At 64.1% G+C, this 13,981-nt stretch carries 14 protein-coding genes and 1 pseudogene; 3 read left to right on the top strand and 12 right to left on the bottom strand.

Going from position 1 to position 13,981, the window contains the following annotated elements:
• Positions 1–14 precede the first annotated feature (14 nt).
• The 9 genes and pseudogenes from NATTI_RS0108830 to NATTI_RS0108870 all read right to left on the bottom strand — a co-directional run bounded on the left by NATTI_RS0108830 (position 15) and on the right by NATTI_RS0108870 (position 9,155).
• A complete protein-coding gene (locus tag NATTI_RS0108830) occupies positions 15–659 on the bottom strand; it encodes a YciE/YciF ferroxidase family protein (protein ID WP_006092589.1) in 645 nt (214 codons plus the stop codon).
• A 26-nt stretch (positions 660–685) separates the two neighbouring features.
• Positions 686–1,012 (bottom strand): DUF5789 family protein, encoded by a 327-nt coding sequence (locus tag NATTI_RS0108835; protein ID WP_006092588.1) that lies wholly within the window; start codon positions 1,010–1,012, stop codon positions 686–688.
• Between the two features lie 196 nt (positions 1,013–1,208).
• On the bottom strand, positions 1,209–1,883 hold the full coding sequence (locus NATTI_RS0108840; protein ID WP_006092587.1) for a hypothetical protein: 675 nt from the start codon (positions 1,881–1,883) through the stop codon (positions 1,209–1,211).
• Between the two features lie 24 nt (positions 1,884–1,907).
• On the bottom strand, positions 1,908–3,254 hold the full coding sequence (gene hemL / locus NATTI_RS0108845) for a glutamate-1-semialdehyde 2,1-aminomutase (protein ID WP_006092586.1): 1,347 nt from the start codon (positions 3,252–3,254) through the stop codon (positions 1,908–1,910).
• 144 nt (positions 3,255–3,398) lie between these two features.
• A complete protein-coding gene (locus NATTI_RS0108850) occupies positions 3,399–3,983 on the bottom strand; it encodes a PH domain-containing protein (RefSeq protein ID WP_006092585.1) in 585 nt (194 codons plus the stop codon).
• A gap of 118 nt (positions 3,984–4,101) precedes the next feature.
• Positions 4,102–4,452 (bottom strand): annotated as a pseudogene (locus tag NATTI_RS24975) (P-II family nitrogen regulator); the annotation flags it as partial.
• Positions 4,453–4,851: 399 nt separating this feature from the next.
• The gene (locus NATTI_RS0108860) at positions 4,852–6,573 is read right to left on the bottom strand and encodes an ammonium transporter (RefSeq protein WP_019991760.1); all 1,722 of its coding nucleotides are present in this window, start codon (positions 6,571–6,573) and stop codon (positions 4,852–4,854) included.
• 415 nt (positions 6,574–6,988) lie between these two features.
• The gene (gene hemB / locus NATTI_RS0108865) at positions 6,989–8,020 is read right to left on the bottom strand and encodes a porphobilinogen synthase (protein WP_006092582.1); all 1,032 of its coding nucleotides are present in this window, start codon (positions 8,018–8,020) and stop codon (positions 6,989–6,991) included.
• A 112-nt stretch (positions 8,021–8,132) separates the two neighbouring features.
• Complete coding sequence (locus tag NATTI_RS0108870) at positions 8,133–9,155, bottom strand: asparaginase (protein ID WP_006092581.1); 1,023 nt, start codon at positions 9,153–9,155, stop codon at positions 8,133–8,135.
• Positions 9,156–9,365: 210 nt separating this feature from the next.
• On the opposite strand from NATTI_RS0108870, the gene NATTI_RS0108875 reads away from it, so the two are divergent.
• Positions 9,366–10,538 (top strand): MFS transporter, encoded by a 1,173-nt coding sequence (locus NATTI_RS0108875; RefSeq protein ID WP_006092580.1) that lies wholly within the window; start codon positions 9,366–9,368, stop codon positions 10,536–10,538.
• A gap of 349 nt (positions 10,539–10,887) precedes the next feature.
• Positions 10,888–11,211, top strand: a complete 324-nt coding sequence (locus tag NATTI_RS0108880) for a 4Fe-4S dicluster domain-containing protein (protein WP_006092579.1) — start codon at positions 10,888–10,890, stop codon at positions 11,209–11,211.
• Between the two features lie 59 nt (positions 11,212–11,270).
• Here NATTI_RS0108880 and NATTI_RS26490 read toward each other — a convergent pair whose 3' ends face one another.
• Both NATTI_RS26490 and NATTI_RS0108890 read right to left on the bottom strand, forming a co-directional pair.
• Complete coding sequence (locus NATTI_RS26490) at positions 11,271–11,435, bottom strand: DUF6757 family protein (RefSeq protein ID WP_006092578.1); 165 nt, start codon at positions 11,433–11,435, stop codon at positions 11,271–11,273.
• Positions 11,436–11,496: 61 nt separating this feature from the next.
• The gene (locus NATTI_RS0108890; RefSeq protein WP_006092577.1) at positions 11,497–12,285 is read right to left on the bottom strand and encodes a PHP domain-containing protein; all 789 of its coding nucleotides are present in this window, start codon (positions 12,283–12,285) and stop codon (positions 11,497–11,499) included.
• 168 nt (positions 12,286–12,453) lie between these two features.
• On the opposite strand from NATTI_RS0108890, the gene NATTI_RS0108895 reads away from it, so the two are divergent.
• On the top strand, positions 12,454–12,741 hold the full coding sequence (locus NATTI_RS0108895; RefSeq protein WP_006092576.1) for a DUF5789 family protein: 288 nt from the start codon (positions 12,454–12,456) through the stop codon (positions 12,739–12,741).
• Between the two features lie 177 nt (positions 12,742–12,918).
• On the opposite strand, the gene NATTI_RS0108900 is transcribed toward NATTI_RS0108895, so the two are convergent.
• Positions 12,919–13,872: a cupredoxin domain-containing protein gene (locus NATTI_RS0108900; RefSeq protein ID WP_006092575.1), complete on the bottom strand. Its 954-nt coding sequence runs from the start codon at positions 13,870–13,872 to the stop codon at positions 12,919–12,921.
• Positions 13,873–13,981: the final 109 nt, after the last annotated feature.

Here is a 13,981-nt window from a genome sequence, read left to right on the forward strand (position 1 = left end):
ATTGGGGTCTCGGATTACGATTGGTCACGCCAGGAGCGGTCGAGCGTTTCCCGCGAAGTGTTGTCGACCGGATGCGCCTCGAGCAGCGTTTCCACGGCCTCGCCGTCGAGCAGCGACTCGAGTTCGCTCCGGACCTGTCGCTCGTCGTCGTAGCTGTCCTGCAGCGCGTCGACGACCTCGCTGGCGCCCTCGATCGCGTTGTCGCCGGTTCGAGACGTCTTCGACGCTCCGCTGGCCTCGAGTTCGGTCGCCAGCGCCATCGTCGTCTCGTAGACCGTACACTCGATCGCCTCGAGTTGCAGGACCGTCTGGATGTAGTACAGCGGTCGAATCGCGTCGTTCAACACGACGTTGTTGAACGCCTCCTTGTCGGCGATCAGGCCGTCGAGTTCCGGAACTGGTCGGCTGTCGGGCTCCGTGTCGAGGGCGTCGAAGGCCCGTTCGATCCGCTCGAGGTGGACCTCGGTGTCCTCGCGGTGGCCGTCGATCACGTACTGGAGTTGCTCGCGACACTCCAGTTCGCGTATGTCGTCGAGCGAGTCGACCGCGACGTCGGTCGAGAGCGTTTTGAGCGCGGACTGTAACGTCTGCTCGATGTAGTACAGCCGTTCTAACTGGGCGACGAGCGCGTCGTGTGGGGTCGTCGATGCGGTACTCATATGCAGGTGGTGTCGACGCTTCGTTCTCAGAACGACTGTTGCATCCGAACCTCGTCGGTATCGTGGGGGCTGTCGCCCCGGTCGCTGTAGCGCGGCCGACCGACGGCGTCGCGCCGGACGCCGTTCAGGATCGCCAACTCGAGTTCGTTCCGGCTCTCGTAGGTCTCGTGACCGGAGGTCTCGAGGACCGTCTCTAGCGTATCCGACTGGTGGGGGTAACTGATCTCGACATCGGCGAACTCCGCCAGCACCTCGTCCGTCGTCAGCGGGAACGTCGTGTCACCGAACAGCTGGCTGACGGCCCCAAGCTCGATCGATCTGGCCTCGTCGCCGGTGTCATCGGTGTGGCTCATCGGCACTCCCTATCAGGATCGATAGTAAAATCCTACAGCCTGCAATCGACTGCGCCGGCCTCGATGTGGCCGACCGGATGGCCGGAACGGGAGTATGCGACGCCACGTCTGGAATAGCCAAACCTCTCTGGACGGCTCGAGCCCGTTACGATCGATGTTGGCTCCGTACCGGGGTTCGTGGTGTCGGTCCCCGTTCTCACGGCAGTTCCATCTCCCGTCGCCGTCGGGTGAGATAGTAGCCCGCGACGACGGGCTGCAACGGCGGAACGAACAGGCTGAGAAACGCGATCCCGAGGTAGAATCCCGGGTTCGGTCGCCACGAGTCTCCGTCGGTACAGACGTAGGCCGCGTCCTGATGGATCGCGATCGGGAACGCGCCGAACGCGATCGCCCCCGCGAGCCCGACGGCGGCCACGAGCAGCCCCGGAATCGTCAGGATGATCGCGATCGTCGCGGCGACGATCCCGAACAGCGTCGTCGCGAGCGAGACCGCCACGACGAGCCACCAGCCCGACCAGCCCGACCGCGTGCCGAACCGTCTGTGCCGACGCGCGAGGTAGACGACGCCCGCGAGCGGCGCCGAGACGAGCGCGAAGGCGGCGTTGAGCCACGGGTTCGGATGCCAGTTCCCGCTCGCCCGCGGCAGCCGGCGGATCCGCCGCGCGTCGAAGAAGATCGCCACGAGCAGTCCGAGCGTCAGAAAGGTGTAGCCGAAGCTACTGACCAGGAGCAAGCCGTACTGCAGCCCGGGAACGCCGGGCTCCGTCTCCCGGATCACGCCGATCAGGCCGACCCCGATCACCGGCGGGAACAGATATAGCAACCGCTCGATGAACCGTGCCCAGTCGATCTCGTCGACGTGCGTTCTCATCTATTTGCCGGCAGGCCGACGGCCTCACAGCGCGTGCTTGTACGCCTCGAGGGTCTCCTCGACGTCGTCTTCGGTGTGCCCGTAGCTGACGAACTGGCACTCGAACTGGTTCTGGGAGAGGAAGACGTTCTGTGCCTTCATCTTCCCCCAGAAGACCCGCCGCCAGCGCTCGGTTTCGGCGTTCTTGACGTCGGCCGCGTTTTTCGGACAGGAGTCATAACGCGGACAGGTAGGGTTCTGCCGGCAGCCCGCCGAACACTGTTCCTCGAGCGAGTCCCGTCCTGGCCCGTCGCGCGTGAAGATCACCTTGAACATACTCGCGGTCCCCGTCACTGTATAGCTCGGGGCCTGATCGGCGAGAACCTCGCTCAGCCCGCTGCGGAGTTGCTCGCCGAGTCCGTCGACGTGCTCGTAGACGTCGTTCTCGGCAGCGAACTGGAGCGTCTCGAGGCCGGCGGCCATCGTCACGGGATGGCCGGAGAAGGTGCCGGCCTGGAAGACGTCGCCCGACGGGGCGAAATGTTCGATAATTTCGGCGCGGCCGCCGATAGCGCCGACGGGGAAGCCGCCGCCGATGATCTTTCCGAACGTCGTCAGGTCGGGCGTCACGCCGAACTCGCTCTGGGCACAGCCCAGACCGCCGACGCGGAAGCCCGTAATCACCTCGTCGAAGATCAACAGGGAGCCGTGTTCGTCCGTAATCTCGCGGAGGAACTCGTGGTAACCTTCCTCGGGATAGACGATACCGTAGTTGCCCAGAATGGGTTCCGTGAGGACGGCTGCGATGTCGTCACCGTGCTCTTCGAACACCTTGCGGATCGCCTCCTCGTCGTTGAACGGCACCGGGAGGGTGTGTTCGGAGAACGACTGCGGAATACCCGCGGAGGAGGGCTGGGGGGTCTCGGCGTCGCCCTCAACCAGCGTCGACTCCTGTGCGCCGTGGTAGCCGCCCTGCATGACGACGATCTTGTTCCGGCCGGTGTAGCCGCGTGCGAGGCGGACGGCGGACGTGGTCGCTTCGGTTCCCGAATTCACGAACCGGATCTTCTCGACGCTCGGGACGTGGCGGACGACGAACTCCGCGAGGTCGACTTCGACTTCCGTTGGCGTCCCGTACATCGGCCCCTCGCTTGCCTTTTGCTGAATGCTCGCCTGCACGGGGTCGGGAAGGTCGTGACCCAGCAGGAGCGGTCCGAGACCCATTACCCAGTCGACGTACCGGTTGCCGTCGGCGTCGATAACGTGTCCGCCGTCGCCCTTCTGGACGAAGAACGGATAGGGTTCGATCGCCGCACGAACCGCCGAGTTCACCCCACCGGGCATAACCGACAGGGCCCGGTCGTACAGGTCGCGTGAGTTGTCGTCGTTCATAGCCGAGCCTAGGCAACGAGACGGGAAAGTAGTACCGAGGTTCGGTCGACGAACGGTGCCGAGACGGTAGTTCAGTATAGTAACAACTGAAACTATTTACACACTGATCGCACAGCTGTCGTGCGATCAGGTGTGCATTGACTTTCAGTGGCTACTATAGTCGCCGGCCTTCCGCTCGGACTGTCGCTGCCGGATCGTGTTCGCTACGTCGTCGTAGTTCGGTACGCCCGAAAGCGACAGCGCATTCGTTCGGCCGAACCCCTGCGGGATCACCGCGTGCGAGACGGCGATCGTCCCGAACCCTCGTCCGCGGCTGAAGGCCGTCGTACTCGTCTGTAGTCCGCGAATGTCTTCCATCCACGTCTCGGTCGTCTTCCTGGCGGTGAATCCCGCGATCACGATGATCCGCCGATCGGTGACGAGGTAGCGGACTCGGTTCCGTCGATACCAGACGTATCCCCCGATCACGAGTCCGGTAACGAGTCCGAGCAACGCCGCCGCTGCGCTCCCACCCGCGATGCCGGCCAACCCGACCAGTCCGGCCAGTCCGCCGACAGCGGCGTGGGCGATCCAGTTCCACCACGTCGGCTGCGCGTCGACGAGGACTTCCTCGCCCTCGAGCAGCGTGAGCGCTCCCGGCGATTCGGACCAATCTGAACGATCCGGGTCGCGGTCGCCCGTCTCGGCTTCGTCGTACGCTAACTCCGATTTATCGCGTTTCCGACTCATTCACTCCTCGTCTCGGAGCCAGATTCAATAAACGTACTGGCAGGTCTGCTCGAGCGTCCCGTCTGACGAACGAAGGGGAGCAAGCACAGTGATCGACGAAGCGGGGATGTGAAGGCGATCAGACGGCGTCCGATCCAGTCTTTCCGGTCCGAACCTGATAGGCGTCGTCGACGGGCAGCACGAAAATTTTCCCGTCGCCCGGTTCGCCGGTGTTCGCGGCCTCGCCGATGGCCTCGACGACCTCTTCGGCGGGGATGTCGGCGACGACGCACTCGATTTTGACCTTCTGGTGGAGGTCGACCGTGTACTCCTCGCCGCGCCACTGCCCTTTTTTCGCGGGTTGGGAGCCGCGACCGGAGACGTTCGTAACCGTCAGCGACGGGGCCCCGACTTCGGCGAGCGCCTCCTTGACCGCACCGAGGCGGTCGGGGCGGATGATCGCGGTGATCAGCTTGAGTTCGCCGTCGTTCGACTCGGTCACCTCGAGACCCCTCCACTCGTCGTCACGTTGCCGTACACTGTGGGATAGCTGTCCGTACGACGCCGTTGCTTGACTCGAGTTATCCGTACAGTCACATCTAGGTCCGACGCCCCATTCCCACGTAAGGGTTCGCGTCGACATTCGGCTGCGACCACGGCTAACTCGGTGCAAACGGTCGACACCCGCTGGATTACCGTCTGAATAAGACGCCAGTGCCGTCCTTTCACAATCGTGGAAGTTCGGGGCTCGTTCCAACCCGTGAGCGCCCGATTGCAGGGGAAACGCTGTCGCTTACAGCCCGTCTCGGTAGTCACTACGGGGATTCTGGGACGCCCACAAAAAGGCGACTGCAAAAGAAACGGCTCTCTGACGACCTCGTTGTCCCGTTCAGACGGCGTCCTGTCCGGTGTTTCCGGTCCGGACCTGGTAGGCGTCGTCGACGGGCAGCACGAAGATTTTGCCGTCACCCGGCTCGCCGGTGTTGGCGGATTCGCCGATGGCCTCGACGACCTCTTCGGCGGGGATGTCGGCGACGACGCACTCGATTTTGACCTTCTGGTGGAGGTCGACCGTGTACTCTTCGCCGCGCCACTGGCCTTTCTTTGCGGGCTGGGAGCCGCGACCGGAGACGTTCGTAACGGTCAGCGACGGCGCGCCGGTCTCAGCGAGGGCCTTCTTGACCGCACCGAGGCGGTCGGGACGGATGATCGCCGTGATCAGCTTGAGTTCGCCGTCGTTCGGCTCGCCACCATCGGTACGGATGATCTTATCGTTACCACCGTCGGTTGCGACGTCAGGCCCACCGAATTCGGGGTAGGTGTCGACGCCGTGTTCGGCGAGGTCGAGTCCGTCGCGTTCGTGGTCGGGCGTGACGCGTGCCTGACCGATTGCCTTGAACGCGCCCCAGACGGCTGCGGTCGCCACGACCGTCCAGATCGTGATGACCGCGACGCCGATGATCTGGGGAGCGAACGCGCTCGCTTCGATAGAGAGGATGCCGCCGGCGATGACGCCGCCGCCGATGGCGGATCCCTCGAGCGACCAGAGCGGGTAGATGATCAGGCCGAGCATTCCCGCGGTCCCGTGGACCGGGAACACTGCACAGACGTCGTCAATTTTGAGCGTCTCGTCGACGAACTTGAAGACGATGGGGAGCTGTGCGCCGGCGAGGAAGCCGATCGCGATCGCACCCATCGGGGTGATGAGGTCCGTCGGACCAGTGACGCCGACGAGTCCGGCGAGCATGCCGTTCGCGACGTAGAGCGTGTCGACTTTCCCGTTCATGAACAGCGAGACGGACGACGCACCGAGCGCGCCGAGCCCCATCCCGAGGGAGGTGACCATCGCAATGCTCCCGACGTAGTCGAAGTCAGCCAGTTCGAACGTTTCGGGGTTGATGACCGTCGCGGCCGTTCCGACGTTGAAGCCGAACCAGCCGAAACAGAGTATCAGCGTCCCCAACACGGCGAACGTCATCGAGTGGCCGGGAATGATGTTGACGCTGCCGTCGTCGTTGTACTTGTCCATACGAGCGCCGAGGATCCAGGCGGCCGTCAGGCCGGCGACGCCGCCGACACCGTGGACGACCATGCCACCCGCGAAGTCAGCGAAGCCGAGATCGGCGAGGATCGGCGTGCCCTCGGGGGCGTACCAGACCATCGCCGCGACGACCGGGTAGATGACTGCGGCGAGCAGAAAGGTGTACGTCACGTACGCGCGGAGTTTCGCGCGACCGGCGACAGCACCGGACACGATCGTGGCGGCGGTCATCGCGAACACCGCGCTGAACAGCCACATCACCCAGTCGAACGATTCCTGTCCGAACATCGTCCAGTCGCTGGATTCGCCGCCACCGAGCGCCGCACCGACGTTGTTCGACAGTCCCATCCCGATGATAAAGAAGACGAAGATGCCGACCGCCCAGGTCAGCATGTTCTTCGTCAACTGGTTCGCGACGTTCTTCGAGCGGACCTGCCCCGCCTCGAGCATCGCGAACCCCGCGTGCATGAAGAAGATCAGGAACGTCACCGTCAACGCCCACATCAGGTTCATCCCCGTCGCAATCGACTCGAGATCAGCCGTCTCCTGAAGCGGTACTGCCTCGATCATGCCTGCCCCTCCATCGATTCTGCCTTACTGTCGCCGTTTTGTAGACGCATGTCCACGTCAGATCTGTTCTGGCTCATGGTTGTCTTCTGAATCACGTCTGATGCGGATGGACTAGCTTCATATAAGGGTTAGCGTTAGCATTTGGCCAATTACCTGGGGGTAATAGGGACAGACGAGAAAATCTAGAGGTGATTTAATGTGTATAAGGCGATACGATTTGGCGATTTTTTCGAGCCATGGTTATATATTCGAGCTTTGTACACCGTGAAAAACTCGAGGCCACTGTCGAGTCGTCGATGACGGTCCGATACGGGGCTTCGCAAGGGAGATTTCGCTCGCGCGCGGCAGATGTTGCCACGCACTCGGCCGAATGTCGACAGGTTGGACGTTCGTCAGAATGCTGACTGAGACGAGGCTACCGATTCCTCGACAGCCCCTGGGCGACGTCCTCCGCGAAGTACGTCAGGATCAGGTCCGCACCCGCGCGTTTGATCGACAGCAGCGACTCGAGCGCTACTTCCTCGAGATCCAGCCACCCCTTCTCGGCGGCGGCGTGGAGCATGGCGTACTCGCCGGAGACGTTGTAGGCGGCGACGGGGTGGTCGAACTCTCGGCGGATGTCCGAGACGATGTCCAGATACGGCAGCGCGGGTTTGACCATCAGCACGTCCGCGCCCTGCTCGACGTCGAGGCGAACCTCGCGCATGGCCTCGCGCGCGTTCGCGGGATCCATCTGGTAGTGTCGTCGGTTACCGAAGGAGGGCGCTCCGTCCGCGGCGTCCCGGAACGGGCCGTAGAACGCGCTCTCGTACTTTGCGGCGTAGCTCATGATCGGCACGTGTTCGAATCCTTCGCGGTCGAGCCCTGCCCGAATCGCACCGACCATCCCGTCCATCATCCCGCTTGGCGCGATCATGTCCGCCCCCGCCGCCGCGTGGGAGACGGCGATCCGATCGAGTGACTCGAGCGTCGCGTCGTTGTCGACGGTCAGGTCTGCGCCGTGGCCGTGTGCGCAGCGTTCGCCGTGCTCGCGGCCCTCGCTGCGGAGTTCCTCCTCGAGCGGGCCGCAGTGGCCGTGGTCCGTGTACTCGCAGAGACAGACGTCGGTGATGACGTACGCGTCGGTTTCGGCGGTGATCTGCCGCGTTGCCTCCTGAATCACGCCGTCGTCGGCCCAGGCGCGGGTCCCCTCGGCGTCTTTCGACTCCGGAATCCCGAAGAGCATGACGGCTTCGACGCCGGTCTCGAGCACCTCCTCGACGCGGGCGACGCTCTCCTCGATCGGGACGCGCTCGTGGCCGGGCATCGAATCGATAGGGAGTCGCTCGTCGCTCGTCGCGTCGACGAAGATAGGGGCGATAAGGTCTGAGGGTTCGAGACTCGTCTCGCTGACGAGTCCGCGAACCCGGTCCTGGCGAAGCCGCCGAGGACGGTGTGTGAGATCCATACGCGAGTATTCGTCGGTGGCTGCAAAAGCGATGCGCTCGACGGGCGAGACGGATGGACATGTTGACGGCGGCCCGACAGACCGTCGTGTAGACGCCTGTAGGACGACCGAATCACGCGATCGAGTCGACGTCCTCGAACGCAGCCCGAACCTGTTCGGTCGGGTTCGATGCCTCGTCGTCAGTCACCGATACTGCAAGTGCGGCCCTGACTCTGGCTTTCCAGGCGGGGAGATCCCCACCCCGGATCGCGCCCGCCTCGAGCAGTGTCTTCGCACCGCCGGGGCCGCCGTACAGTCCGGCCGTCGTTCCGGCGTAACAGCGCGAGGTGAGCACGACGGGCACGCCGCGGTCGATCGCCGTCTCGAGTGCCGCGCCGAGTTCGCCGGTCGTGTTTCCGAGTCCGGTTCCCGCGACGACGATCGCATCGACGCTCGAATTCGACTCGAGTGCGCCTTCGATCTGTCGGCCGTCGACGCCCATCGCGTTCGTCACGAGTTCGACGCGAACGTCGGGATCGACGCGCGCGCCCGGAATGCGTGCCGAGTAGCGTCCCGGTTCGCGCAGGAACCGAACCCCGTTCGGCGTGCGTTCCGCGATCGGGCCTGTACTGGGCGAGTCGAAGGTCTCGAGTTTGCTCGTGTGTCCCTTGACGACCCACCGAGCGGCGTGGACGCTGTCGTTGAACGCGAGATAGCTCCCGCCGGTCTCCCGAAACCGGTCGTGTGCCGCGGCTCGAACGGCCGTCAGCAGGTTCGTCGATCCGTCCGTGCCCAACTGGTCGAACGGCCGCTGTGCGCCCGTAAAGACGACCGGGATTTCGGCGTCGACGACGACGTCGGTGTAGTAGGCGGACTCGGCCATCGTGTCGGTACCGTGGGTGACGACGACGCCGGCGGCGCCCTCGCTTGCGGCGCGTTCGACCGCGTCGACGATTTCCCCCGCGTTCTCGAAGGTCACTTGGAATCCGGAGACCTGACAGACGTCGTCAACGTCGATCTCGGCGTGGTTGGCGATTTCCGGGACTGCGTCGACCAGGTCGTCACCGGATACCGAGGGCGTCTTTCCGGCGTCGTCCCCGCTCGAGGTGCTCGCGATCGTTCCGCCAGTGCTGACGATCCTCACGTGTGGCTGCATACTCGTTCGTGAACGCGACCGAAGAAGTGTCTGTCCGGTTCGATCGACTGCCCGTCTGCGCGACGCTGCTAACGGACGGGTGGGAGCCGCCCCCGATCTCGAGGCGGCCGCTGCCGGAAGCAGTACGCTCATTGACCGCGACTGGTGACGAGTAAACGACTGCACTCACCCGTAGGTGATGCCGACAACGATGGTGATCGAACTCGACTGATGCGCTGGCGATACCGAGACACCGTGCTGGCGCTGTGTACGCTCGCGTTCTTCGCGACGATGGTCGGCCGACTGGTGATCAGTCCCGTCGTTCCGATCATCATCGACGAGTTCGCCGTCTCGAACTCGGTGGTCGGGGTTGCCCTCACGGGGATGTGGATGGCCTACTTCGCCTCGCAGTTTCCCAGCGGGATCCTCGCCGATCGGTTCGGCGAGCGTCCCATCATCCTCGTCGCCATCGGTGGCACGGCCGTCGCGAGCGTGTTCCTCGCGCTCGCGCCGGTCTTCGCCCTCTTCGTGGTCGGCACCGTCGTCCTCGGTGGGGTCGCGGGTCTCCATTACAGCGTCGCGACGACGTTATTGACGCGCACGTACGACGAGATCGGTACCGCAATCGGCGTCCACAACAGCGGCGGTCCCGCGGCCGGGTTGATTGCCCCGCCGATCGCGGCGTGGATCGGCGTCCGGTACGGCTGGCGACCCGCCGTCGCCATCGGGGCCGCGATGGCCGTCCCGGTGTTCGTCCTCTTCGCGTGGCGCGTTCGCCCGACGGAACCACGCCGGCCCGACCAGCCGATGAGCGAACGGCTACAACTCGAGGCCGTGCTCGAACTCCTCTCGCGGCCCCAGATCGCCTTCCCGATTTGTCTGGCCATTGCGGGGGCGTTCGTCTGGCAGGCGACGGCCTCGTTCCTGCCGACGTTTCTCGTCGAACACCGCGGGCAGTCGACCGAACTCGCCGGACTGGTCTTCGGGGGCTACTTCGTGGTGCAGGCGATCACGCAGGTCGGCGTCGGCGCGGCATCGGATCGGTACGGACGCGACGTCGCCACGGCGGGCTGTATGGTCCTCGCGGCGGCCGGCTTCGCGCTCCTGATCGCCGTTCCCGGAACCGTCGCCATCGTCGCCGCTGTGCTATTGGTCGGCACCGGTCTCGGCTGGGGTGCGGCGTTGTTGCCCCGATTCATGGACGTCCTCTCGGAGACCGAACGCGGGGCGGGCTTCGGGCTGATCAGGACCGTTTACGGCTTCATCGGCGCGCTCGGTTCCGTCGCGACCGGACTCCTCGCCGACCTCTTCGGTTGGGGATTCGCTTTCGGCGTTCTCGCCGGATTGCTCGTGCTGGTGTTCGTCGCGCTCGTGGCGAACTGGGTGCTCTCGCTCGGCTACTGATACTGCCGGATAGAAATCAATGAGAAGATCAGTCGCGAAAATCCCGCCATCGGCGCGCCGATGGCGGCGGGACTGTGGCTGATCTTCGAATAGTTCTATCCGGCAGTATGACTCGCGGTTCTCCTCTCGAGGACGGGCCAGGACTGTTGTTACGAGGAAAGTACGTTCCCATCCACTTCACACGAACACGCAATCTGCCTATCCGATCTAACGGAGTAGGCCGGGGATGGTATCGCAGTGACGGTGGACGGAGCGGTGTGAATGCTGTGGCAGGACGTCAGCCTGCCCTTCTTGACGCCCAGCAGGTGTATACTTTTAAGTGTGAGCCGCTCGTTTCAGTCTGCTAGCAATGGCCATAGACCCACAGTTTACCGAGAATCGCGACAAAGTCGACGAACACAACGGGCACGCCGTCTGGGGTCCCGTCGACGAACCGGAGGAACTCGGCATCCACGGCACCCACGTCGCGGTCGATTTCGACCTCTGTATCGCCGACGGTGCCTGTCTCGAGGACTGTCCCGTCGACGTCTTCGAGTGGGTCGACACCCCGGGCCACCCCGAGAGCGAGGAGAAGGCCGATCCCGCGAAGGAGGCCCAGTGTATCGATTGTATGCTCTGCGTAGATGTCTGTCCGGTCGATGCGATCGACGTGGACGCCGGTCGAACGGCCTGAGTCGACCGCGTTGTCCGGTTCGACGAACTACTGCGAACCGTCTGTGAGAGGAGGGTGCGTTATTCGGCTCGATCGACGTCGACTTTCTCCTTCAACGTCTCGAGACCGTCGGCTTCGGCGAGTTCCTGGAGGCGCTCGCGGAAGTGATCCTCACAGAGACCGACCTTGAGGCCTTCGGATTCGGCAGCGAAGGCGGCCTCGCGGTCACAGTAGTGACAGTTCATACTCGCGCTTTGGCACCACGATGCATTGAACCCTCCGCTATCGGCCAAGGCTGTATCAAACTCATTGTATGTCTAGCGCCAGTTGCTCGTACTCTCGTCGCGAGAGACCGGCGATCCCGAGTTCGTGGTCGTGTGCGTCGGTTCCACCGGTCACCAGCAGTTCGTTACGTTCGATCGCCCGCTCGACGAGACGCAGATCGAGGTCGGTGTGCCCGTAGGGGTAGTGTAACTCGACGGCCTCGAGGTCGGGATCGGCCGTCAGCGCGAGCGCGGCGTCGGGGTCGCGATACCGTAACGGATGGGCCAGCGAGACGAGCCGACACGACGCGGTGAGCGCCGCTAACCCCTGCTCGAAGGTGGGCACGTCTCGCGGCACGAAACAGGGGTCGCCGTAGCCGATGAGGCGATCAAACGCGTCCTCGTAGTCGTACTCGACGTCGGGGTGGTCGTCGACCGCCCGGGCGACGTGGGGCCGTCCGAACCCGTCGCCGACGGTGAGACCGAGGTCGACGCCGAGTCGCGTCTCGACGCAGTCGACGATCGCCTGCCCGCGCTCGATTCGATTCGTCTGGATTCGGTCGACGAGGCCCTCGAGATCGCCGGTCGACTCGACGCCGTACCCCAGCAGGTCGACGCGCTCGCCGTGGGGCGTCTCGACGCGGAGTTCGATTCCGCTGACGAGCGTCACGCCCTCGCGCTCGACCATCGGCCCGTCGAGCGGCTGCACCCGATCGTGGTCCGTCAGTGCGACGACATCTACGCCCGCTCGGTTGGCGGCGGCCGGTACGTCCTCGAGTTCGAGGCCCCCGTCCGAGCGCGTCGTGTGGACGTGTAAATCGGCGTACGGCATATCATTCGAGTCGAAGGCCGGCGCTCGTAAAGTCGTTTCTTCCGCTCGTCTTCGAGGGAGGGCAGCCCATGATCTATAATGATCATCTAGGACTCCTAGGTCTACGGTGGAACTAGAAAACGTATATGGACAATGTTTATAATTATCGTTCACGGTAGTTAGCGTGTAATGCTGCTCAATGGCACCGGCGACGTCATCGACGACCACGAGTATCCCGCTACGACCGAGGAAATGATCGAACAGTACGGCGATCGGACCCTCGAACTCCCAAACGGGTCTGAGACGGTCGCGGATGTACTCGCCCGCCTCGAGTCCGAAACCTTCGAGTCCCCGGAGGAGGCCCGATTCGCCGTCTACGGCGCCGTGAGCGACAAGGCCGTCGGCCGCGTCGGCTACAGCGACCGCGACCCGACGCCGGTCGGTAGCCCGTACGCGCCCGACGCCGTTTCGTTCTAACGACCGACGATTTTTCGCGCCGGCTTCTCGCTCACCTCTCACGTACAGTCCCACCTCTCCGTATCAGTCGGCGAAAAACGGAACGTGTCGTATTGCTCGCACACGATTCGACGTGTTCCGTGCGTGACCTCGCTCGGTTCGTGTGCGAGCTAACGGGCTCTGCCGCTCGTACCGATTTCAGAGTTCGAGCTGTTTGTTCGCGTCGTCGATCTCCTCCCAAGAGACCGCCTCCTCCTCGATGATTCGCTCGGGCTCGAGCGCCGAGTCGCCGAGGACGGTCAGCGCGGCACCGACCGGCGGTCGGAGTTCGGGTTCCGCGTCGGGTGGCATCTCCTCGTCGTTCTCGTCGGGCTCTGCTTCGTCCCCGTTCGGTCCGTTCCCGTGGCCGTCGTCGTGTGGTCCGTTCCTGTGGCCGTCGTCGTGTGGTCCGTTCCCACGGCCGTTCGGGTCGTCGTCACGATTTTCGCCGCGTTCGTGGGGCCCATTGCCGTCGTTCGGCATCTCCGCATCGTCGCCGTCCGGTTCGGCCATCGCCTCGGGCTCCGGAACCGGCTCCGCACCGGGCCCCGTCGCCTCACCCGCGACGATCCGCATCACGTGGCCGAAAATCTCGTGCGGACCGCAGTGCATGTCGTACACGCCCGGCTGCTCGAACGTGTAGAGCCAGTAAGCGTTCACCGGCAACACGGGCGAGGAAAACGGCGGAACGTCGTCCGGAACTCGCGGTAACTGTCCCTGTGCGGGGTGGTACGCTGTCACGGAGTGGTGGGGCGTGACGAGTCTGAACTGGACGGTGTCGCCCGGTTCGACGTACAGCCCCGTCGGCTCGAAGAAGAACTCCGGAATCTCGCGGTCTTCGCGGGGTTGAATCATCGCGTCGACGACGTGGTCCGGGTCGACCAGCGGATCGACGTCCATCGCGAGCGCCGAGAAGCCGAACGTGGGGTGGATTCCGTCACCGGACTGGTCCGGCGGAATCTCGTCTTGCTGCAGTGTCGGACCGGCAGCGACCGCGTTCGTTCCCAGCGTCACGGCTGCGCCCGCACCGAGGACTTGCAACAGCCGTCGTCGATCGAGTACCGAGGCAGTCGGTGTCGAATCGCCGTCTGTGGGGTCGTATTCTCCCTTCATGGGGAGTATCACTTCGCCGGGTGTGGAGATAAACATGCCACATGGTACCACGTGACTGTCAGGAACGGAGATAGCTGCGATTGCCCCGTCCGCCGGTCTCCCTCAAGCG

It is taken from the genome of Natronorubrum tibetense GA33 (assembly GCF_000383975.1).
Lineage (GTDB): Archaea > Halobacteriota > Halobacteria > Halobacteriales > Natrialbaceae > Natronorubrum > Natronorubrum tibetense.

Coding starts and splice junctions, on each gene's coding strand:
- NATTI_RS26490 (WP_006092578.1), bottom strand. CDS start 11,435: ATGAACTGTCACTACTGTGACCGCGAGGCCGCCTTCGCTGCCGAATCC.
- NATTI_RS0108835 (WP_006092588.1), bottom strand. CDS start 1,012: ATGAGCCACACCGATGACACCGGCGACGAGGCCAGATCGATCGAGCTT.
- NATTI_RS0108870 (WP_006092581.1), bottom strand. CDS start 9,155: ATGCAGCCACACGTGAGGATCGTCAGCACTGGCGGAACGATCGCGAGC.
- hemB (WP_006092582.1), bottom strand. CDS start 8,020: ATGGATCTCACACACCGTCCTCGGCGGCTTCGCCAGGACCGGGTTCGC.
- NATTI_RS0108830 (WP_006092589.1), bottom strand. CDS start 659: ATGAGTACCGCATCGACGACCCCACACGACGCGCTCGTCGCCCAGTTA.
- NATTI_RS0108850 (WP_006092585.1), bottom strand. CDS start 3,983: ATGAGTCGGAAACGCGATAAATCGGAGTTAGCGTACGACGAAGCCGAG.
- NATTI_RS0108840 (WP_006092587.1), bottom strand. CDS start 1,883: ATGAGAACGCACGTCGACGAGATCGACTGGGCACGGTTCATCGAGCGG.
- NATTI_RS0108890 (WP_006092577.1), bottom strand. CDS start 12,285: ATGCCGTACGCCGATTTACACGTCCACACGACGCGCTCGGACGGGGGC.
- NATTI_RS0108860 (WP_019991760.1), bottom strand. CDS start 6,573: ATGATCGAGGCAGTACCGCTTCAGGAGACGGCTGATCTCGAGTCGATT.
- NATTI_RS0108880 (WP_006092579.1), top strand. CDS start 10,888: ATGGCCATAGACCCACAGTTTACCGAGAATCGCGACAAAGTCGACGAA.
- NATTI_RS0108900 (WP_006092575.1), bottom strand. CDS start 13,872: ATGAAGGGAGAATACGACCCCACAGACGGCGATTCGACACCGACTGCC.
- NATTI_RS0108895 (WP_006092576.1), top strand. CDS start 12,454: ATGCTGCTCAATGGCACCGGCGACGTCATCGACGACCACGAGTATCCC.
- hemL (WP_006092586.1), bottom strand. CDS start 3,254: ATGAACGACGACAACTCACGCGACCTGTACGACCGGGCCCTGTCGGTT.
- NATTI_RS0108875 (WP_006092580.1), top strand. CDS start 9,366: ATGCGCTGGCGATACCGAGACACCGTGCTGGCGCTGTGTACGCTCGCG.